Source organism: Amycolatopsis sp. NPDC102389 (assembly GCF_044765885.1).
Taxonomy (GTDB): Bacteria; Actinomycetota; Actinomycetes; order Mycobacteriales; family Pseudonocardiaceae; genus Amycolatopsis.
On record NZ_JBIWKX010000030.1, the window covers coordinates 67,747 to 88,265 of the forward strand.

Annotated in this window: 21 protein-coding genes and 1 tRNA gene; 4 read left to right on the plus strand and 18 right to left on the minus strand. The window is 67.5% G+C overall.

Going from position 1 to position 20,519, the window contains the following annotated elements:
* Positions 1-96: 96 nt before the first annotated feature.
* The 6 genes from ACIRGA_RS24155 to ACIRGA_RS24180 all read right to left on the minus strand — a co-directional run bounded on the left by ACIRGA_RS24155 (position 97) and on the right by ACIRGA_RS24180 (position 7,180).
* Complete coding sequence (locus ACIRGA_RS24155) at positions 97-1,905, minus strand: cation acetate symporter (protein WP_400944685.1); 1,809 nt, start codon at positions 1,903-1,905, stop codon at positions 97-99.
* Positions 1,906-1,936: 31 nt separating this feature from the next.
* Positions 1,937-2,455: a hypothetical protein gene (locus ACIRGA_RS24160; RefSeq protein WP_400944687.1), complete on the minus strand. Its 519-nt coding sequence runs from the start codon at positions 2,453-2,455 to the stop codon at positions 1,937-1,939.
* Positions 2,452-3,288: a LytR/AlgR family response regulator transcription factor gene (locus ACIRGA_RS24165; protein ID WP_400944758.1), complete on the minus strand. Its 837-nt coding sequence runs from the start codon at positions 3,286-3,288 to the stop codon at positions 2,452-2,454. The genes ACIRGA_RS24160 and ACIRGA_RS24165 overlap by 4 nt, the downstream gene beginning before the upstream one ends.
* Before the next feature lie 145 nt (positions 3,289-3,433).
* Positions 3,434-4,834: a carbohydrate-binding protein gene (locus ACIRGA_RS24170; protein WP_400944689.1), complete on the minus strand. Its 1,401-nt coding sequence runs from the start codon at positions 4,832-4,834 to the stop codon at positions 3,434-3,436.
* Positions 4,835-5,019: 185 nt separating this feature from the next.
* Positions 5,020-5,865 (minus strand): S49 family peptidase, encoded by an 846-nt coding sequence (locus tag ACIRGA_RS24175; RefSeq protein WP_400944691.1) that lies wholly within the window; start codon positions 5,863-5,865, stop codon positions 5,020-5,022.
* A gap of 19 nt (positions 5,866-5,884) precedes the next feature.
* Positions 5,885-7,180: a histidine kinase gene (locus tag ACIRGA_RS24180; RefSeq protein ID WP_125679199.1), complete on the minus strand. Its 1,296-nt coding sequence runs from the start codon at positions 7,178-7,180 to the stop codon at positions 5,885-5,887.
* A 169-nt stretch (positions 7,181-7,349) separates the two neighbouring features.
* Between ACIRGA_RS24180 and ACIRGA_RS24185 the strand changes: the two genes are divergently transcribed.
* On the plus strand, positions 7,350-8,465 hold the full coding sequence (locus ACIRGA_RS24185) for a serine hydrolase domain-containing protein (protein WP_400944693.1): 1,116 nt from the start codon (positions 7,350-7,352) through the stop codon (positions 8,463-8,465).
* Here the strand turns inward: ACIRGA_RS24185 and ACIRGA_RS24190 are convergent, their stop codons facing one another.
* The 3 genes from ACIRGA_RS24190 to ACIRGA_RS24200 all read right to left on the minus strand — a co-directional run bounded on the left by ACIRGA_RS24190 (position 8,466) and on the right by ACIRGA_RS24200 (position 11,462).
* Positions 8,466-9,329, minus strand: coding sequence for an Fpg/Nei family DNA glycosylase (locus ACIRGA_RS24190; RefSeq protein WP_400944695.1), 864 nt, complete (start codon positions 9,327-9,329; stop codon positions 8,466-8,468).
* 32 nt (positions 9,330-9,361) lie between these two features.
* Positions 9,362-9,802 carry a DUF983 domain-containing protein gene (locus ACIRGA_RS24195; protein ID WP_400944697.1) on the minus strand — a complete coding sequence of 147 codons (441 nt, stop codon included), beginning with the start codon at positions 9,800-9,802 and terminating at the stop codon, positions 9,362-9,364.
* 106 nt (positions 9,803-9,908) lie between these two features.
* Positions 9,909-11,462, minus strand: a complete 1,554-nt coding sequence (locus ACIRGA_RS24200; RefSeq protein ID WP_400944699.1) for a sigma-70 family RNA polymerase sigma factor — start codon at positions 11,460-11,462, stop codon at positions 9,909-9,911.
* Positions 11,463-11,659: 197 nt separating this feature from the next.
* Here ACIRGA_RS24200 and ACIRGA_RS24205 point away from each other — a divergent pair.
* A tRNA-Gly gene (locus ACIRGA_RS24205) sits at positions 11,660-11,732 on the plus strand.
* Between the two features lie 303 nt (positions 11,733-12,035).
* On the plus strand, positions 12,036-13,793 hold the full coding sequence (locus ACIRGA_RS24210; RefSeq protein ID WP_400944701.1) for a hypothetical protein: 1,758 nt from the start codon (positions 12,036-12,038) through the stop codon (positions 13,791-13,793).
* Here ACIRGA_RS24210 and ACIRGA_RS24215 read toward each other — a convergent pair.
* The 9 genes from ACIRGA_RS24215 to ACIRGA_RS24255 form a co-directional block, all read right to left on the minus strand.
* Positions 13,790-14,083 carry a YiaA/YiaB family inner membrane protein gene (locus ACIRGA_RS24215; RefSeq protein ID WP_125781774.1) on the minus strand — a complete coding sequence of 98 codons (294 nt, stop codon included), beginning with the start codon at positions 14,081-14,083 and terminating at the stop codon, positions 13,790-13,792. The genes ACIRGA_RS24210 and ACIRGA_RS24215 overlap by 4 nt on opposite strands.
* Positions 14,084-14,163: 80 nt before the next feature.
* A complete protein-coding gene (locus tag ACIRGA_RS24220) occupies positions 14,164-14,643 on the minus strand; it encodes a hypothetical protein (protein WP_400944704.1) in 480 nt (159 codons plus the stop codon).
* Positions 14,644-14,817: 174 nt separating this feature from the next.
* Positions 14,818-15,270 (minus strand): DUF4240 domain-containing protein, encoded by a 453-nt coding sequence (locus tag ACIRGA_RS24225; RefSeq protein ID WP_400944706.1) that lies wholly within the window; start codon positions 15,268-15,270, stop codon positions 14,818-14,820.
* A 359-nt stretch (positions 15,271-15,629) separates the two neighbouring features.
* A complete protein-coding gene (locus ACIRGA_RS24230; protein WP_400944708.1) occupies positions 15,630-16,031 on the minus strand; it encodes an immunity 7 family protein in 402 nt (133 codons plus the stop codon).
* A 38-nt stretch (positions 16,032-16,069) separates the two neighbouring features.
* Entirely contained in the window at positions 16,070-16,609 is a 540-nt protein-coding gene (locus ACIRGA_RS24235; protein WP_400944710.1) for a DUF2716 domain-containing protein, read from the minus strand.
* Positions 16,610-16,796: 187 nt separating this feature from the next.
* Positions 16,797-17,405 (minus strand): hypothetical protein, encoded by a 609-nt coding sequence (locus tag ACIRGA_RS24240; protein WP_192747403.1) that lies wholly within the window; start codon positions 17,403-17,405, stop codon positions 16,797-16,799.
* A gap of 75 nt (positions 17,406-17,480) precedes the next feature.
* Positions 17,481-17,987, minus strand: coding sequence for a hypothetical protein (locus tag ACIRGA_RS24245; RefSeq protein ID WP_400944712.1), 507 nt, complete (start codon positions 17,985-17,987; stop codon positions 17,481-17,483).
* A gap of 130 nt (positions 17,988-18,117) precedes the next feature.
* Positions 18,118-18,639 carry a type II toxin-antitoxin system RelE/ParE family toxin gene (locus ACIRGA_RS24250; RefSeq protein ID WP_400944714.1) on the minus strand — a complete coding sequence of 174 codons (522 nt, stop codon included), beginning with the start codon at positions 18,637-18,639 and terminating at the stop codon, positions 18,118-18,120.
* 4 nt (positions 18,640-18,643) lie between these two features.
* Positions 18,644-18,952 carry a type II toxin-antitoxin system Phd/YefM family antitoxin gene (locus ACIRGA_RS24255; RefSeq protein ID WP_400944716.1) on the minus strand — a complete coding sequence of 103 codons (309 nt, stop codon included), beginning with the start codon at positions 18,950-18,952 and terminating at the stop codon, positions 18,644-18,646.
* Between the two features lie 401 nt (positions 18,953-19,353).
* Here ACIRGA_RS24255 and ACIRGA_RS24260 point away from each other — a divergent pair, with 401 nt between their 5' ends.
* Positions 19,354-20,481 carry a hypothetical protein gene (locus ACIRGA_RS24260; protein ID WP_400944718.1) on the plus strand — a complete coding sequence of 376 codons (1,128 nt, stop codon included), beginning with the start codon at positions 19,354-19,356 and terminating at the stop codon, positions 20,479-20,481.
* Positions 20,482-20,519: the final 38 nt, after the last annotated feature.

Consider the following 20,519-nt stretch of genomic DNA (forward strand, 5'->3'; position numbering starts at 1 on the left):
CGAAAGATCATGCCCCTCATCGGGCACCAGAGGAGCGATCCATTTGAGTGAACGGTACGACTCTGCGTAGATGCTCGCGACTCGAAAGAGTGACTTTTACTTCCGGTGGCGACCTTTGCCGGCGGCCCGGGCTTTCTGTGCCTTCGCGGTGTCCTCGTCGGCCTGCCCGAACCGGGCGACCGCACGATCCCGCATGAAGCCGAGCGGATCGGGCGCGTGCAGCCGCAGCATCACGCCGTGGACGTCGTCCGGCCGCCCGTATCCGGTCGCGCGGCTCACCACGTAGGTGGTCAGGAACGCGGCCGGGACGGTGATCAGCGCGGGCTGGTTCGAGAACCACGGCGCCCAGCCGCCGGTGTACTTGCTGACGACGTTGACCACCAGCGCGGTCAGCACCAGGCCGCCGCCGACGAGCATCCCGGCCAGCGCGCCCGGCCAGCTGAGCTTGCGCCACCAGACCCCGAGCAGCAGCAACGGGCTGAACGTCGACGCGGCCAGCGCGAACGACATCCCGACCGAAAGCGACAGGTCCTCCGACGGCAGCAAAACCGCCAGCGCGAACGGGATCAGCGCCACGATCGCCGTCGCCACCCGGAAATCGCGGACACGGCCGGGCAGGACGTCGGTGGACACGACTCCGGCGACACTCACCAGCAGCCCGGAGGAGCTCGACAGGAACGCCGCGAAGGCGCCCGCCGCGGTCACCGCGCCCAGGATCTGCCCCCAGAGTCCTGGGAGGACCGCGGACGGCAGCAGCAGGACGGCGGCGTCGGTCTTCCCGGTCACCAGCAGTTCCGGGACGTACATCCGCGACAGCGCGCCCAGCAGCGTCGGGAACAGGTAGAACAGGCCGAGCAGCAGCAGGACGTGCACCGTCGTGCGGCGCGCGGCCTTGCCGTCGGGGTTGGTGTAGAAGCGGACCAGGACATGCGGCAGGCCCATGGTGCCGAGGAAGGTCGCGAGGATCAGCGAATAGACCTGCAGCAGATCGGTGAGACTGCCCGAACCCGGGCGGAGCCAGTCGCCGTTGGACGCGGGCGCGTCGCTGACCACCGGGACCGGCGTGCCCGCGGTGAACTTCAGCGTGGTGCCCTTGGCGACCTTGTGCCCGGCCTCCGGCGCCCACACCGCGAAACCGTTGGCACGCGCGCCTTCCACCTGACCGTAGGCCTCGAGCACGGTCACCGAGGTGACCTTCAGCGTGACGTCGGCCTGCACCGAAACCGTGGTGTTCTCGAGGAAGGTCGGCGGCGCGGGCTGCCCCAGCGGGCGGGCGCTGCCGGGCGCTCCGGCGCCGAGGAACACGATGCACAGGATGAACGTCGGCACCGCGATGGCGAACAGTTTCAGCCAGTACTGGAAGGCCTGGACGACGGTGATCGCGCGCATCCCGCCCGCGATCACGTTGAACCCGACCACACAGGTCACCAGGATCGCGCCCGCCCACGCCGGCACGGGCAGGATGGTCGCCAGCGTCAGGCCCGCGCCCTGCAGCTGCGGGACCATGTAGAGGATCCCGATGAATACCACGAACGCCGTCGAGACCCGGCGCAGCATCGTCGAACCCAGCCGCATCTCGACGAAGTCCGGCAGCGTGTACGCGCCGGACCGCCGCAGCGGCGCGGCGACGAACAGCATCAGCGCGAGATAGCCCGCGGTGAAACCGATCGGGAACCACAGCGCGTCGGCGCCGTCCTTGAGCACGATGCCGGCGACGCCCATGAACGACGCGGCGGACAGGTACTCACCGGAGATGGCGGCGGCGTTGCGCCGGGAACGCACGGTGCGCCGCGCGACGAGGAAATCGTGCGTGCTGACGGCCGACCTCGAGGAGCGGTGTCCCAGATAGAAGGTCAGGACCGCCACCAGCACGATGCCGGCGATGGCCCACGAATTCAGCTGCACGGTGTGGATCCTCGCATGTGCAGCTCCGCAATCAGTTTTCGATCATGTCGACGAAGTCGCGTTCATGACGTTCGGCGAGCCGGTTGTACCAGAGGCCGATGCCGAACAGGAACGGGAAAGGTGCCACGCCGAGGATCAACCAGGGCAACGGAATGCCCACGACTACCACTCGTCCGAATGACGGGATCAGATAGAAGAGCACCGGAAGCGAACACAGCGTGACCATCACCAGCAGCGCGAGCAGAGAGGCCGTCCGAAGCTGGATCTTCACCAGATCCTTGATCAGGAGCTTGCCCCAGCTGGTCTGTTCTTCGAGTTCGACCCTGGCCCGCAGGGTGCTGGTGGCCTGCCGCGGATCGGCGAGGATCACCCGCTGCCGCTTGGGTTTCGCGTGATGTTCGGGTTTGGCCTGCTCGTGTTTCGGGCCGGACGGCGCGCCCGGCACGGGCTCGACGGCGGCGCCCTCGGGTGGCGCCGGTTTCCTCCGCTTGCCCAGCGTCGGGTCCGGCTCGCGGACGCCGTTGACGCGGCGGTAGTAGTCGTCGGTCACGACGACCGGTTGGCGCCGACCAGCCTGTCCTTGAGCGCGCGCGTGTGACGGCGGCTCACCGGCAGCACCTTCTCCTCGTTACCGATCACGACCTGGTAGCCGCCCTGGCCCATGCGCAGCTCGGTGATCAGCGGCAGCGAGACCAGGAACGACCGGTGGATGCGGACGAAACCCGCCTTCTCCCAGCGTTCCTCGAGCTGCGCGAGCGGGATGCGGACCAGATGGCTGCCGTCGTTGGTGAACAACCGGGCGTAGTCGCCCTGTGCCTCGACCCAGCGGACCGAAGATCGCGGGATGAGCTTCGTCGTGCCGGCGAGCTCGACGGGGATGACCTCGTCGTCGTTCTTGACCTGCCCCAGCCCGCCTTCCGGGCCGAACTGCGGCGCGGCGTTGGCGGCGAGTTTGTCGATCACGCGGGTGATCGCGCGGTCGAGACGATCCTGCTGGTACGGCTTGAGCACGTAGTCGAGCGCGCCGAGGTCGAAGGCGTTGACCGCCTCTTCCGCGTGCCCCGTCACGAAGACCAGCGCGGGCGACGGGCGCAGCGCGGCGAACACGCGGGACATCTCCATCCCGGACAGGCCGGGCATGTCGATGTCGGCGAACACCGCGTCCACGATCGGCAGGCCGCGGGCCTTGCGATCGGCCAGCCTCGGATCGTCCGCGGACAGCAGGCGCAGCGCCTCCGAAGCGTCGATGGCCGGATAGACCAGGGCGACGTGCGGGCTGTTCCGGAGACAGTGGACGAGTTCGTCTAGCCCTTTGGGCTCATCGTCCACCGCCAGGACAATGAGCTTCCGGGTGTCATCGTGAGCACTCACAGTGAGACGCATCCTGCCCATTGCCGGGTTCCTTGTCCAGCCCGCGGCCCGAAAGTCGAACGAAAAGGACGGCACCGGCAACCCCCGCGCCCGGGGTGGCCGGTGCCGTCATCTTTTCCGGTGACACGAACCGCCTCGCCGTGCCACATCTATCCCTTCACGGAGTGAAGGTGAACCAGTTGACGCTCACGAAATCGGCGGGCTGGCCGCTGGTGAAGGTCAGGTAGACGTCGTGTTTCCCGGTGACACCGCTGATATTCGCCGGGACGGTGCGCCAGCTCTGCCAGCCGCCGGTGTTCGCGACGGCGAAGCTGCCGACGGGCGGGTTGGACCGGCTGTCGAGCCGGACTTCGACGAGTCCGCTGACGCCGCCCGCCGCTCCGGACGCGACGCGCGCCTGGAACTGCCTGCCCGTCTGTGTCCCGAAGTCGACGCCCGGGTACAACGCCCAGTCACCGTTGCCCGCCGGGCCGATGCTCTGCCCGCCACCGGAATCCGAGGTGGCCTGCTTGGCGATTCCGGCCGCCTGGCCGTACGACTCCGCCTGGATCGTGCTGTACGCGCTGCCGCCGCCGGGACTACCCGTAGTGGTCGTCGGAGGTGTTGTCGTGCCGCCGCCGCGGGTCAGGACGGTGACGTAGTCGACGAGCATCGGATGCCCCGGCACGATCCCGGGCCCAGGGGTCGTGGTGCCGGAGTTGTTGTTCGGGAACGCGCCGCCGATGGCGACGTTCAGCAGCACGAAGTAGCCCGCGTGGTTCGTCATGTTGGCCCACGTGGTGGCGTCGACCTGGTTCTGGGCGACCGAATGGAACTGCTGTCCGTCCACCAGCCAGCGGAACACGTTGGGGCTGACGCTCGTGTCCCATTCGAAGGTGTAGGTGTGGAACGCGCTCTGACAGCTCGCGCCGGGACACGTACGGCTGCCGACCAGTCCGGTGGTCTCGTTGCACGGGCCGCCGGGGTTGACGCCGCAATGCAGCACGCCCCAGACCGTGTTGATCCCGTTGACGTTCTCCATGATGTCGAACTCGCCGACAGCGGGCCAATTCCAGTAGTTGCCGCGATACGGCGAGCCCAGCGCCCAGAACGCGGGCCAGTAGCCGAGCGCCGCGGCGCCGGTGACGTTCGGCATCTGGATGCGGCCTTCGATCCGCAGTGCGCCGCCCGCGGGCGGTTTGAAGTTCGTGCGCTGCGTTTCGATCCGCGCCGAGGTCCAGTTGCCCGCCCCGTCGCGCAACGGCGTGATCCGCAGGTTCCCGGAACCGTCCTGGGACAGGTTGGCGGGGTTCGCCGTGTAGTTCTGGATCTCGCCGGTGCCCCAGTTGGCCGGGCCGCCGGGGTACGCGTGGCCGGTGTCGACGATCCAGTTCGCGCTCGACGGGAGCGACCCCGCGGCGCCGGTGAAGTCGTCGGTGAACACGGTGGTCCAGCCGGCCGGTGGCGGCGGTACGGCGGCGGACGCGGGCAGGGTGAGGGGAACCGTGATCAACGCCGCGCCTGCCGTCGCGGCGAGCGCGATCTTCCAGCGGCTCGTTCGGGGAGAATTAACGGACATCGGACCTCCTCGTCAACGCTGTCGAGGTTTGTTGCCGTTCACAACAAAGCGGTATGTCCGATATGAGACCTGGTCTGAACCACTTACGCCTACCACCGTTCGGGTGAATCCCTGCCGCCCCCGAACGCAGAGAACGGTCCGTTCCTTGCGAAATTCGCGAGGAGCGGACCGTTCATTGCACGGGTTCAGAGGCCGAAGCGGCTCCAGGCGGCCTTGGACTGCACGGCGTCGAGCAATGCGCTCGCCGCGGCGGGGGCACCGATGCCGAGCCGCGCCAGCAGCGGTTTCTTCGGTTCGGCGATCGCGATCTCGGCGTCCGGATACCGCTCGGTGATCACCTGGCGGAGGCTGCCGACGCCGTCGATCAGGCCGAGCTCGACCGCGCGGGCGCCCAGCCAGACGTCGCCGGTGAACAGGTCCTCGGAGCCGGAAAGCCGATCGCCCCGGCGTTCGGTGACCCAGTCGACGAACAGTTCGTGGAGCTGGCCGTGCATCTTCTTCAGCCACTCGACGTCTTCCGGCTTCTCCGGGCTGAACGGGTCGAGCCGGGATTTGTTCGCCCCCGCGGTGTGCAGCCGCCGCTCGATGCCGAACCGCTCCAGCAGGCCGGTGAACCCGAAGCCGCCGCTGATCACGCCGATGGAGCCGACCATCGACGTCCGGTGCGCGTAGATCTCGTCGGCCGCGCAGGCCAGCCAGTAGCCACCGGACGCGGCGACGTCCTCCGCGAAGGCGATCACCGGCACCTTCTTCTCGTCGGCGAGCTGGCGGATCCGCTCCGCGACCAGACCCGACTGCGTCGGCGCGCCACCCGGTGAGTTGATCTGCAGCGCGACGGCCTTCAGCCGCTCGTGCCCGAACGCGCGGGTCAGCGCCGATTCGACGGCGGCGAGGTTGATCGACCCCCTGGCCAGGGGTGACGGGGTCGGCGTGATCACCCCGTGCAGCTTGACCACGGCGACGACGTCCTTGCGTTCACCCCGATCGCCGATCATCGGGAGACGGGAGGTCAGCTTGTCCGCAACGCTCATACCGCCAGGTTACCGACGTTCACGACGGCAGCACGCCGCTGCGCGAACCGCTCACCCCGCTGGATTCGTTCGGGCCGCCCTGCGGCGGGACGGTCGCGCTGTCGGCCGAGAAATCCGGCAGATTCGGCCGCACCCCGGGCATGAACTTCGGCACCCGCAAGGTCACCTTCATGCCGGCGCCGGGCGCCGTCTCGACCATGAGCGCGTAGTCGCGGCCGAACACCTGCTGCATCCGCTGGTTGATGTTGCCGAGGCCGACGTGCGCGCCCGTGCGGTGCTGGCTGCGAAGGTCCGCGAGCTTCGCGGGCTCCATACCGATGCCGTCGTCCTCGACGCTGATCAGCGCTTCGGCGCCGTAGTCCTCGGCGATCACCGTGACGCAGCCGCCGGACGGCTTCGACGCGAGCCCGTGCTTGACGGCGTTCTCCACCAGCGGCTGGATGATCAGGAACGGGACCACCACCGAAAGCACCTCGGGCGCGATCTTCATCCGCACTTCGAGCCGTCCGCCGAAGCGGGCGTTTTCGATGGTCAAGTACCGGTCGATGTTGCGCAGTTCTTCGGCGAGTGAGGTGAACATGCCCGACGTCCGGAACGAGTAGCGCGTGAAGTCCGCGAAGTCCTGAAGCAGCTCTCGCGCTTCCTCCGGATCCGTCCGGATCAGCGACGAGATGGTGTTGAGCGCGTTGTAGACGAAGTGCGGCGAGATCTGCGCGCGCAGCGCCTTGATCTCCGCCTGCTGGAGCTGGTTCTTCGATTCGTCCAGGCGCGCCAGCTCGAACTGGGTGCAGACGAACTGCGCGACCGCGTCGGCCATCTGCACCAGCCGCCCGCGGGTGCGCCCGACGACCAGCAGCGCGGCCTCCGTCTCGCCCTCGACGATCAGCGGCACGATCACCGCCGTCCGCATCCGGCAGGTGCCGCGGTGGTTGCACGGCATCTTGTCGTGCGCGACGACCTCGCGGCGGTGCTTGCGGATCGCGTTGCCGATGGCGTCGACGAGGTCGACGTAGTGGTCGTTGGCCTCGCCGTCCCAGGACAGCAGCGTGCCTTCGCTGTCGGTGATGCCGACGGCGACGCAGTCGAGCATCTCCAGCAGCTGGCTGGTGATCTTGTCGGCGACCTGCTCGTCGAGCCCCTCGCGGAGATCCGGTGTCGCCTTCGACATCCGGTGGACGGCCTGCAGCACCGCGTTCTCCACGATGCTCGCGGGACGCCGCAGCTTGATCAGCAGGACGACCACGAGGATCGCGAGCAACAGCGCCACACCCCAAGGGATGATCTGCGCGATTTCGAGCCCGGACACGGCGTCCATGCTCTGCGCTCGACCAACCGGGTGCAAGGCCTGCTCCCCACTTTCCGTTGAGTTGTGACAACTGAGGGTGGGGCCGACCCTACCCAAGAGCCGGGCGTTGTCCCCATGGTCACTCCCCGTCGCGCGGGAAAGACTGTGCGCAGGCAATCGCTTCCGGGGGAGGAACACAATGCGCGGATCGGGGAAACTCGCGGCGGGGGTGCTGACGGGGATCCTGCTGGGGAGCGGGACGGCGGCCGCCGCCGCGGATCCGGTGCGCGCGGCCGTCGGCGATTTGGTCGGCGAAGGGGGTTTTCCGGGAGCGGTCGTCCAGGTCCGGAACGGTGAGGCGGTCTCGCGCTTCGGCGCCGGGTACGCGAACCAGGCCACGCGCGAAGCCGCGGGGCCGCACCACCGGTTCCGGATCGCCAGCAACACCAAGGCGTTCGTCGCCACGGTGGTACTGCGGCTGGCGGGCGAAGGGAAGCTGTCGCTCGACGATCCGGTGGAGCGACGGCTGCCCGGTGTCGTACGAGGACCGGGCTACGAACCGGGGAAGATCACGCTGCGCATGCTGCTGAACCACACGTCCGGCGTGCACGACCCCCTCGATCCGCATTTCTTCGACCCGTACCTCGTCCAGGGGGACCGGGCGCACGTCATCACGCCGTCGGAGGTGATCCGGCGGTCGCTCGCCGACCGGCCCTCGTTCCCGCCGGGCACCGGCGTGGAGTATTCGAACACCGGATATCTGGTGCTGGGCAAGGTGATCGAGAAGATCACCGGCAACGACGTCCGCGCGGAGATCCAGCGGCGGATCCTCGATCCGCTCGACCTCGGCCGCACGTATTTCCCGCTGTGGTCGCCGTTCCTGCGAGGCCCGCATCTGCACGGATACGACATGAGCGGGCAGGACATGACCGTGTTCAGCCCGTCGTACGACTGGACCGCGGGCGCGATGGTGTCGACCGTCGACGATCTCGCGACGTTCCACCGCGCGTTGCTGGCAGGACGGCTTTTGGCGCCCGCGCAACAGGCCGAGCTCAAGCGGCTGGTGCCGAACGACCGAGGCGGCGCCTACGGGGCGGGGATCGAGACGCTCGATCTTCCGTGCGCCGGTGGCACGAAGACGGTCTGGGGCAACACCGGTGCGGGGCCTGGGTTCTACAGCGTTTCGATGAGCAACGCGGACGGCTCGAAACAGCTGGTCCTCGCGCTGAACGTGTACGACCTCGCCGCGGAAGCGCACGGCGGGCAGCGCGTGCCGAAGCCGCCAATGCCCGCGGTGATGGCCGCCCTCTGCTGATCACTTCAGCAGCCGCGACATCCGCCGGTCCGCGAGGGGTTTGCCGCCGGTCTGGCAGGTCGGGCAGTACTGGAACGACTTGTCCGCGAACGAGATCTCGCGGATCGTGTCGCCGCAGACCGGACACGGCAGCCCGGTGCGCGCGTGCACCCGCAACCCGGACCGCTTCTCGCCCTTGAGCCGGGCCGCGGACTGGCCGACCGAACGCGTCACGGCGCTGGTCAGCACCTCGCGGATCGCCTCCGCGAGCCCGTCGAGCGCCCCCTCGGACAGCTTTCCGGTTGTCGCGTATGGGGAAAGCTTCGCCATGTGCATGATCTCGTCGGAGTAGGCGTTGCCGATCCCGGCGATCAGCGACTGATCGGTCAGCGCCGTCTTCAGCCGTTCGGTGCGCCCGGCGAACAGCTTCTCGAGCTGCGTGCGGTCCAGCGAAAGCGCGTCCGGCCCGAGCCGCGCGATACTGGCGACCTCCTTCTCCGGATCACGCACGATCCAGACCGCCAGCCCCTTCTTCGTCCCGGCCTCGGTGAGATCGAAGCCCGGCCCGGCTGCCGCGTCGAGGTGGACGCGCAGCGAGATCGGCCCCTTGCCGGGTTTGAGCGGCGCCGGCGACAACGCGTCGGACCAGCGAAGCCAGCCCGCCCTCGCCAGGTGGACGACCAGATGGAGATCCCCGGCGACCAGATCGAGATGCTTGCCGAAGCGGCCGGCCCCGGTGACCTCGCGGCCGTGCAGCTCGGTCCACGGCGGTGTCGCCGTCTTCAGCACACTGAGGGACGACACGTCGACGCGGAAGACCGTCTTGCCCACCGCGTGTTCACGCAGATGGTGGGCGAGCGCTTCGACCTCGGGTAACTCGGGCATGGCCCCAGTCTCGCGCGTTCAGGCCGCCGCGACTACTCCACCGGGTGCAGCGGACCGTCGAAATCCGGCAGCGAGTGCTTCTGGATGGTCTTGGTGATCTTCGAGACCTCGCCGCGCACGGTGAACATGCCGCGGATGGTGCCCACCCAGCGCTCCGACGGCCGGTCGCCCGCCAGATCGCCCTCGGTCTCCGCGACCACGGTCCACGGACGGCGCAGAATCCACCGCAGCGGGAAGAACAACGCGATCAGCAAGAGCGCCAGCGGCACCCACGACGGGATCATCACGTCGGCGGGGGTCCACATGATGAGCACGATCGCGAGCAGCGCCGTCACGACGATCATCGCGATACCCGGGCCGTAGCTGCCCGCCACATCGTGCTCGAAATCGTCCGCTGTCGCGGGAGCACGCCATTCCATCTGGGCTCGGACCACCCAGTCACGGCCGTCGTCGCCGTGCACCAGCCGGTTCATTCAGTCGCCTCCCGCGCGGCCGCTCGCTCGTCGTGAGCGAGCTCCACCGTACCGTGACGGGAGCCGGATTCGCGAGAGTTCGACGGGCGATATGCCCGCTCGGGCGTTATGGGCACGTCGGGTAGTCGACACCCGGTTCCGGATAGTGGGAAGTCGGCTCGACCGGGCTCGGCTCGTCTTCCGACGGGTCACCGGTCGTGCTGTCGGGCGTGCCGGTCTCCGATGAAGTAGACCCTTCCGGGTCAGTCGTCGACTCCGGCGTGTCCGACTCCGAGCGCGGTGTCGACTCCGTCGTGTCCCGGGAAGTCGTCGTGGTCGGGCTCAGCGACTCCTCGGTGGGCCTGAACGATTCTTCGGGCGGGATGTCGTCCCGCTTCGAGGTGGTCTGGTTCGTACCGGTGCCCGTGTCCGGGACCTCGTTCCGCGGCGCGGTCTCCTCCCGCGACGGAGTCTGCCCGGCCGGAGGCCGCACGACCTCACCGCCGCCGAGCTCCTTCCGCGGCGTGCCCACCCCCGGCAGGCTCGGCATGTCGGACACCCCGAGCTCGGCGCCGGGGCCTCGTCCGGTCACGGCGGGCTGGGCGCCCTTGCCGCTCAGCCGGTCCTCGGCGATCCGCTGCGGCGGGATCTCCACCGGCTGGTCGTGGGCGGGGGGCGCGACCTGCGCCGGCAGCAGCGCCAGCTCCGGCATCCCGCCCCCGGACAGGCCGACGGTGTGGGTGACGTCGGTGCCGAACACGGCCGGACCGGCGACGATCCCGACCGCACCGGCGGCGGCCGTCGACGCCACCGCCAGGCCGACCTTCACCTTCGAGCCGAGCAGAAGTCCCTTGACCGACGCGGCGAGCCCGGACAACGCCCCGCTCGCGTGGGCCCCCGCGGCCGCGGGCACCAGCAGCGCCACCACGCCGGCGTGCGCCCGCAGCGAGGAACAGACGTCACGCAGCTCGTCGTGGGTGGCCCGGCAGGACTGGCACGCGATCAGGTGGGTCTTGATGCGGCGGGCCTCGGCCCCGGTCACGCTGCCCGCGGTGAACCCGCCCAGCTTCTCCACCACCGCACGGCACGAATCGGGCCCGCGGTTCACCGACAGATGCGCCTGCAGATACGCCGCCCGCAGCCCCTGCCGCGCCCGCCGGGCCAGCGCCGCCGTCGCGTTCGCGCTCAACCCGAAATGCGGCGCGACCATCGACGGCTGCTCGCCTTCGACCTCGGTCTGCCACAACACCGAACGCCAGCGCTCCGGCAAACTCGTGAAAGCGGTCGTGATCAGCGAATGTTCGGCCGTGCGGGCGTTCGTGTCCGCCCCAGCCCCGGCCCGGAAGCTCAGTTCGTCGTCGCTCACGGGGACGTCACGGCGCGCGCCGTGCCACTCCCACGAGACCCGGCGAGCCACCGTCAGCAGATACGCCCGGACGTAGTCACGCGGCCCGGCGCCCCGGCGCAACGCCTGAAGCACCCGGAAGAAGGTCTCGGCGGTGATGTCCTCCGCCTCCGACCGGTCGGCGGCCAGACTGCGGGCCAAACGCCGCACGGCGGCGGCGTGAAGTTCGAAAAGCTCCCCGAAGGCAGCGTCCTCCCCGTCACGGAGACGCTGGAGCAATGCCTGCTCGTCGGATTCCGAGGCCGCCTGAAGCGGCACCGTGCCCTGCTCGGTCATCCGGCCAGGCACCTCCTCCCCGAAGGACTCACCATTCGGTCGAATGGGGACACCATACGGAGGTATGCAGCCGTCGTCACCCCTTGTACGCCAGGTGTGACACCGAAGCACCTGTAGGGGTGGGTCGAAACCGCTACAGACGGTCGGTGTATGGTTGTTCCACTGCTTCAAACGAGTGCTGAAGCAGAGCAAGACATGCGGATGTAGCGCAGCTGGTAGCGCATCACCTTGCCAAGGTGAGGGTCGCGGGTTCGAATCCCGTCATCCGCTCGCAAGTGGGCGCAGTGTGTCCAGGGAACGCCTGGACCATGGCTTGCTCACCATCATTCCCGGAGGCCCGAGCCCCCGGACCCCCACGTTGCTTGTATCTCGCGTTGGCGAGTCGCTTGTGGGGCACGTCGATCTCCTTTCTTCCGAGGTTGGTCTTTTCGGTTACTAAGTGCTACAGGTTCGGTGAGCAGAGTCACACGACCGTAGTAATTCGGATTCACGCATATGTCGACCCGCTGGCTGAGGCCGTCACCTGGGCGTTCGGTACTTTGTGGACCGGATCTTCGAGGTGGGGGAACACGGATGAGTGAGAGCGCGCGCGACAGCGGCACCGTCGCGACCATGGAAGCCGAGCGGAAGACGCCTGAGCCTGGCACGCCCGCGAAGCGAAGCCTGCTCGAACGGCTTCCCTACTGGGCGCTCTGGGCCCTGACCGCCGTACCGATCCTGCTGTCGATCAGCGAGGTCGTCCGGGCCCCGAAGATCAATCACGCGGATTACTGGGTCGTCCTCGGACTGGTCGCCGACAAGAACGGCGAACTCGACGTCGCCCAGCTGTTCCACCTCTACCACGAACACCCGATCGTGCTGGTCGGCCTCGTCTTCTGGCTCGACGCGAAACTGTTCGCCGGAACCCAGCCGCCACTCGGCTTCCTCAGCATCGTTCTCGCCGCCGGCATGTTCGCCGCGCTGTGGAGCATGCTGCCCCGCACCCTCACCGGTCTGCGCCGGGCCGGCGTTGTCGCCGGACTCTCCGGACTGGTGTTCTCCGCGGGCACGGTCGAGTACTTCGGCGACGGCATGATGGGCGTCCAGTGGCTCCTCGGGCTCGCCCCCGCCGTCATCGCGATCGCCTTCGCGCACCACGGCAAGCTCATCCCGGCCTTCCTCTTCGCCTTCATGGGGAGCCTCGGCCACGGTGTGGCGTTCCCGGTGTGGATCGTCCTCGCGCTCGTCCTCTGGCTCCGCGGCGAAAGCCGGATCAAGGCCGCGCTACCGCTCGGCCTCGGCCTCGTCGTCTTCATCCTCTGGCGCGTGGCACCGTGGCCGCCGAGCTACCAGAAGCCGAACGTCGTCGGCGCCGACACCTACCTCGGCGCGATGACCAGCACCATCGGCCAGTCCTGGGCCACCAAATCCCCGGATCTCGCGTTCCTCGCGGGCGCGCTGACCGTCGGCCTCTTCGGTGTCCTCGCCGCGACAGCCGTGAAGCAGCGGTTCGCGGCCAAGACCGAGAACTTCACCAACACCTTCGACGGTCCAGCACCGGTCGCCGCCGTCGCGGGCTGGTTCGGCCTCGCCGCCCAAGTGACGCTGAACGGCGCGATGATCGGCGTCAGCCGAGGCGGCTACAACGCCACCGAAGGCATGTCGTCCCGCTACGTCGGGATCGGGCTCCTCGGCGTCTGCGCGGTACTCGTCCTGCTCGTGACCCGCGGCCCCCGGGCGGTGCGGCTCAAGGCGATCCCCTTGGCACTGGTCATGGCGCTGTGCGTCTACGCGATCGGGAACACCGCCGCGGGCGCGACCCGCTACCGGTACGCGTACCAGCCTGTCCTCGGCGTCGCGATGCAGGTAAACGCGGGCAGCGTGATCAGCAAGATGTACGCCTACCCCGACTTCCTCGAACAGGAACGGTCGATGGGCATCTACCCCTTCACCCCCGACTTCACCCTGGGCTGTGGTGCGGGCGGACCGGAACTCGGAACGACCGTCGACCTCGGCAAGGCCGTCGAACTCAAGGGCCCCGGCTACGGCACCAAGGACACCGCCGGCGCCGTCGACACCGCGCCCGTCACCGGCGACAAACAGATCAACGGCTGGGCGCTCATCGGCGGACAGCAGGCCCAGTGCATCCTCATCACGGATGGCGCGGGCAAGGTCGTCGGCGGCGGCACGGTCGGTCTTCCCCGCGACGACATCTCGCAATTCATGAACGGCACCGGCCGCTCCGGCTGGCAGGCCGTCGCGGCGCCAGAGGTCAAGGACCCGGTCGTCCTCGCCTACCGCGACGGCACCTACCACCGCATCACCACGATCAAGGACGCCGGGAAAGGCTAGAGCGCGGGCGTTTTGAAGGGGTCGTGCTCAGCCAGCAGCTTGTCGACGCGAGCTTGATCGACTCTGCTCACGACGGTGTTCTCGTCCTGCCGGTCACGGATGCACTTGGCGAGAGTGAACGCCGAAGTGGTCAGGAAGAGCATGCCGAGGGCGAGGAAGCCGCGGACCCAGCCGTCGACCGGCAGATACCAAATGCCGACGACGACCGCGAGCAACGCCAGGCCGAACGAGAGGGCTGCCTGGACGAAGAACGCGACGGTGGTGGGCGGCGCTGCGGAGGTTTTCGTCATGCGTACCACGGTCGCGCCGACGACCCTCGGTGTCTTGAGTACGGCTACTCAAGACATGTTGCGATTCAGGCCAGGAGCCTTCAGCTTGACGGAATCGTCACGACCATCACCTGCCCATCCATCAGGCATTCGATGAGCACCGAACCGCCAATCGGGTGGATCCAGAAGTGCGGCCCGGCGTCCAGAATGTCCCGCGCATGCCGCACCGCAACATCCACAGGCATGGTCACGGTCGGCATCAGATAGTTGCCCCAGATGACAGCGATCCGCTCGCCCTGCTGCGCGTACAAGGAGAGCAACTCCGCCGCCATCCTCGTCCAGTGCTCCTCGTCGTCCCACCAGAGACGGTCTTCGAACGGAGTGGACTCGAAGTCGATCACGTCGCCGGTAGCAGCCGGAAATCCGCTCAGCGTCGCTGCCGCCAGTGCGCGGTTCTCGGCGAGATCAAGCTTCATCACCTGCCGGCCGTCATCGTCACGAGGGTCATTCATGAAGTCCGGAAGGTATTCCGGACGACTCCCATAAGAACTACCGCCGGTCATACGTTCCGCCTCAACCACGTCGAAATGTTCCCACCAGGAAACCTTATCGCCCACTTTCGAACCGACGCACCCCTTACCCGCCGTCACATTGATGAGCTAGAGCGCTCTGCCGGCGACCGAGTTTCACACCAGATCGGATCGTCGTCTGGATCGGATGGCCGGGACATGGCCCAGGCCCGCCCCAGCCCGGGATCAGTCACTCCATCCCTGAACGTTCGACATCGAATCGACCGGCAAGAAGCTCTGAGAATTCAGCGGCTCACCAGCCTTTCTCTCATACATTTCCGACGCAAGGTAGAGCAAGCCTTCGGCGCCCTGTACATCCGGCGCGACGAACAATTCGAATCCGGACCCATTCTTGAGAACTTCGCCATAGACCTTCTCACCTGCCAGTATGCACGCACAGCGAGCATACTGGAAATGGTCGCTTGTCTGCTCGAATTCCAATCCGGAAAAATAGACTGGAATTTCCGCGAGCTCTCTCCGATCAATCTGAAACAGAGCCCCTTGTAGAAGCTCGGCGAATCTCACCAACGCGTCGATAGTCATCGCATTGAGCCGTGAGGAAATTCGCTCCAAGGCAGCCTCAACATCACCGGCGTCGCGCACCGAACTCACTCCGATAACGCTCCAGAAATCAGGCATAGACAACACCTTTACCACTACCAGAGCTTAAGTTGCTCGGACTTGCGTCCTTCTGTCAACGGTTTCTTACCCGGCGAGGCTATTTTATTCGACAGAGCAACCCTCTGTCGCTCAATTCCTTCATCCGAAGATGCTCGGCAATGAAGAGGTCACCGTCGGAGCCGCAAACGTGGGCCACGGCCAACACGACGCTGACGACACCGAGACGCGATCTCAGGCACGACGATCTCACGGCGATTCCCCCTCGTTCCGCGGGGATGTGTCACCCGCGCCCAGATGAACTTTGTCCTATTCGGACGGGTGGGGGAAGAAGCCGAACAGCCTAATTCGATCACGCACGAAAAGCGCTGGCAGACGTCTCAGATCTCGTAGCCGTCCATCACGGTCGGCGCGACCGGGGACAGGTGCTCGTCACCGCGTTCGGTGACCAGTCCGCGGGCCATCCGGTACACCTTGAACTCGTTGTCGTGCTCGGGATCCTGGTCGTCCCAGACGTGCAGGAGACCGTAGGAGCCGGGCGCGAGGTCGCCGACGCGGGTGAACAGGTCCACCAGCTCGGGCGCGATCGCGGTGCCGTGTTTGTCCATGCCGCCCAGGTGCAGCACCGGCGCCCCGGCGGCCCAGCGGAGGTCGAGCAGGTCGGCGTCGCCGAAGTCGCGGACGGCGCGGTGCACCCGCTCGACGATGCGCTCGAGCAGCGCCGCGTCGTCATCACCGGAAGGGCTCGCTTGGATGGTCACCCACCCGTGGTATTCGAACACCCGCCTGAGTTTAGGCAGGTCCGCCCGCCGGACGGTGGTCAGCCCGCCATCGCGGCCGGTGCCCCATTCCGCCGCAGCGCGTTCTTGAAGACCTGTTCGCCGTGCTTCTCGAAGGCGGGCACGAGCTTCTCGCCGTAGACGCACAGGGTCCGTTCCCAGGGATGCCCGAGCGTGCCGAAGCGGAAGTCGTTCGCCAGGAACATGTGGTAATCCGTGCGCGGGAACACCGGGACCGGCCACGGGTCGAGCGCGGCGTGCCGATGCGGGTAGAAGCGGTACGACTGGTGCTGCCAGTGCAGCACCCAGACCCACTCGTCCTCGGCGACGCAGTCCTTCAGCGCCGAGAGGGCGACGCGGGCGACGTCGTTCTGCTCGACGGCGTACGGGCCGACCCGGAATTCAGCCGACGAGCGGTCGAGGCCGCCGGGCGCGAGATCCCACGCGACGGACGGAGCGGGTTCACGGAAACCGGGCCAGGCGTGCGCGTAGGTGCTCGGCCAGAACGCGAGCTTGTCGTAGACCCAGTACCAGGCGGGCTCATCTGCGACCCTGGAGATGGCTTCCCAAGCGTTGTTCACGAGCGACCCTCGGTGGTTCGGCCGATTAAGACTGGGAAAGCTTCGTGTTCGGGGCCCGAGTTGTCCAGCTCGTGGGCATACTCCGCGAAACTGTCACCTGATCAGGTGTCTTGCGCCGCCGCCGGAACCGTGAGAATGACGGTGCGTGAACGGCGAGCCCGCCGAACGCGGGCTCGCCGTCGTTCGCTCACGCGGCCGCCTCCCAAAGACTCATGAAGGCCGAAGCCTCACTCCGCACCCACGGCCGCACCTTGTCGCGATCCCGCGGCGACAACGCGAACTCCTTCGAACGCCGGACGTCGATCACCAGCGGACGTCCGCCCGGCCGCAACTCGTCCATGGTCTGTTCGAGCAGCCACAGCACCATCTGCGCCGCGTCCCGGCTCAACGGCTCCTCCTTGAAGTAGAGCCAGGTCACGTAGACGGGGCCGTCGCCCTTGCGCAAGCCGAGATGCGGATTGATGCCCACTTCGAGCGAACCGAGCCGCCATCGCGACCGGCCGACCTCGGCCAGCCGCAGGTCACGCCGGCCGACGTAGCGCAGCCAGCCGTTGGCGATTTCGGTGTAGTGCGGCCGCGTGCGCTCGTCCGCGTTCTCGACCAGCGCCCGCAGTACCTCGCGATCCCGCCCGGAGATCCGCCCGGCACGGATCGCGTTCGCGGCGCGGAGGTAGAAGTTGAACCCGCCCCGGGCCGGGTCCTCGTACTGACGGCGCCAGCGCCGGACGAACGAGGAACGCGAAGGACCCGAGCTCGTGCTGTACCCCACGAACGTGGGCAGGGTGATGTAGGCCATCCGTGTCCGCCTTTCGCCGCTGTTCCTGCTGTACAACGACCATTTTAGAACACATGTACGACAGAAAACGGGGCTTTACGGGTGACGTGGCGAAGGAGGCCAAGGTCCTTCGAGCAGCTCGGCCGATTCTTCGAGGATCGGGACCTCGCAGACGTCCCTCGGGGTGAGGTCGGTGGGGATCCAGTTCTCGAGCATCGCCGACCAGCGCGTGATCCCGCGCAACGACGGCGGGGACCCGAGCAGCTCGCCGACCTCGCTGACCAGCGCGCCGCCGGCCGCGGGCGAGAGGCGGCCATCGACCATCGCGGTGAGCCAGCCGTGGATCAGCAGCCAGCGGGCGGCCGTCGGATCGGCGGGCAATTCGATCCCGAGCTCTTCGACGACCTGGGCGAACACCTTGTCGACGACGTCTTCGACGGAAGGCCCCAGCCCGGCCAGCAAGGCGAGGGACGGGGTGTCCAGTCCCGCGACGATCGCGTCCAGACCGGCCTCGACCAGATGGGAGGTGCGGACGTCACGTCCGGCGAGCCTGCCGATGGCCAGCTCGCGCAACGCGCCACGACACGCGTCGATTTCCGTCACCCGGTACTTCCCACGTCCACCACCGTACCGCTGGAAGTGGTCAGTTGCGCCTGACCAGCCGAAAGAGCATCACACCGTGGAGAGCCGCGGAGTGATTCGGACGTCGAGGCCATTGCCACCGCGCCTTTGCTCAAGGCTGAGGCTTGATGGTGAACGCGGTCCAGAGATCCACTGCTTGCTCAAGGTCGAGCGCAGCGACCTTTTCGGGCGGCACACCCGCCGTGTGAACGAGACGATTCGCGAGCCAGTCAGGCACCGGTTCGCCTTGTGGCTCAGCCTTGACGGTCACGGCACCGGCCAACCGGCCGAGCTTGGCGATAACCTCCGCAAGACGCCGAAGCTCAGAACTTTCCTCAGCCGAGGCCGCCACGCGCGAGGTCGCCTCCGCATAGACCTCAGCGTCGGATCGAGCCCCAACACACCAAATCTCACAGATCTCCACCGAACCGTTCTCGTCCAAGCGATACACGATCCGCCAGTGGTTGCGGCCGACGACCAACTTGCGGAAACCCGTGAGCTTTCCTCCCAACGGGTGGCCTGCCTCCGGGTCATCGAGGAGGATCATGATCTTTTTGAGGACTTTGGGGACGACGTCCGGCCCAAGCCGACGGAGATCGTCGATGGCGGCGTCGGTGAAAACGACTTCGACCATCGAACTACTCGTCGTCCTCGATGTCGGCGAGCGATTCCCGGGTGTGACCGAACGCGGCCATGACCTCGTCCAGCGAGGTCCGACGCCCCTTGTCGGCGACCGACCGGGCAAGGACGAGTGCCAGATCTCGAAGATCCGCGGCGGCCTCATCGATCTCAGCCAGTCGGTCGATACCCACCACGGCAGCGACCGGCCGGCGATGACGCGTGACCACCAGCGCGTCACCCCGTTCGGCGTCGGCGACCAGTCCGGCAACCCCCCGTTTGGTCGCCTCGGTGACCGTCAGCTGATGTGCGTCCTTCAAGACCGTCATGACTGAACTATACAGAAAACTGCACAGATTATGTGTATTCAGGTGCCAGCCTGTTCCGGTACCGGACTGGTCGGAACCGTCCCGCCCGCCTCGACCAGTGCGACAGCGGATTACGTCATTCTCACCTCGGTACCGAGCGTAAGGAGCCAGCTTCGCGGCCTCGTACGCGTCGGCGGCGCCTGGCTCGGCCATCCGCCTTTCGCGAAGCCTCCGCCAGTCGGTCTGCTCAGCCATCGCTCACTCCCCCTCGTCGGTCGCGTGCCTCGGCAAGCCGCGGACGCATCCGCGAGATCAGTGCTGGACCAGGTCGTGAGTGGACGCAAGAATGAGGAAAGACCACATCAACCACCCATAAGGGTGCATGCAACACTGGCTGCCCACACCCGGCGGCAGGGGGCTAAATGAGCTGGCAAGACGAGCTTCGACAGCTGGACGTCGAGCTGGCCGCGGGTCGCATCGGGCACGCCGAACACCGCAGGAAGCGCGACGAGCTCCTGGCGGAGGCCTCCGGCGGGACGATGCCGTCGCCGGTCCCCTCACCGCTGCGGCGCCCGGGCGGGACGTGGCACAGCACCAATCCCGCCGCCCGCCCGGTCGAGCCGCCGACGGTCACGGTCCAGCAACCCCAGCCGTACCAACAGACCCAGCCCGTGTACACGCCACCGGCGACCGGCGGGCAGCCCGAAAAGAAGGCCATCCCGCGGATCGCGGACCACAAGACCACCGCGCCTTCACCCGCCGACATCAATCCGACGGTCTATCTGCGTGCCGAGCCGCCGCCTGCCAAGGCCAGGCCGACGGCCCCCCAACCGAACCAGCCGCTTCCGTCGCTGGCTCCCGAGCCCAGCCCGCGCCACTACGCGCCCACGGAGGATTACGCGGTCGTCGGCAAACGCAAGCCGACCTGGCTGTTCATCGGGGCCGGTGTGCTGGTCGTGCTGGCGTTGATCATCGGCGGAACGCTGTGGCTGGGCTCGTCGCAGCCCTCCAACGTCGCCGAACAGCCGAGCATGGCCCAGCCGCCGGGCGACGCCGGGCAGTCAGGCCGGCCCGACAGTGCCCAGACGCCGTTGGAAGACCGGCTGCCCGCGCTACCGGGCACACCGTCGAAGGACAACTCGACGATGTCGGTCGCGAAGGGCGTCGAGCTCAACTTCTACTCGAAGGCCGCCGGCGACTACCTCGCGTCGAAGAACGTCGCGTCCGTCACCTACAAGGGTTCGAACGAGGGTACGAACAGTTACCTCGTCCTGGTGATCCCGGCGAACGACGCGAAGGACGCGGCCGCGATCGTCAAGTACTTCCGGGAGAACTCGATCAACGCCGGGCTGCGCGAGCAGCGCGTCGGGGATCGGCTCGCCCTGGTCGGCGCCAACAAGAACGGCCAGCTCAGCGGGATCGGTTACGTCTCCGGGACGATGGCCGTGACGACCTGGGTCTCGCAGCCGCTCGGCGGCGACCCGCAGGCGCTCGACACCCGTCTGGAGCAGACGCTGACCTCGTTGGACACCGTTCTCCCGGCGAGCTGAGAAGCGCAGGTCGCGGGGAGATCACGATTCGACCCGCG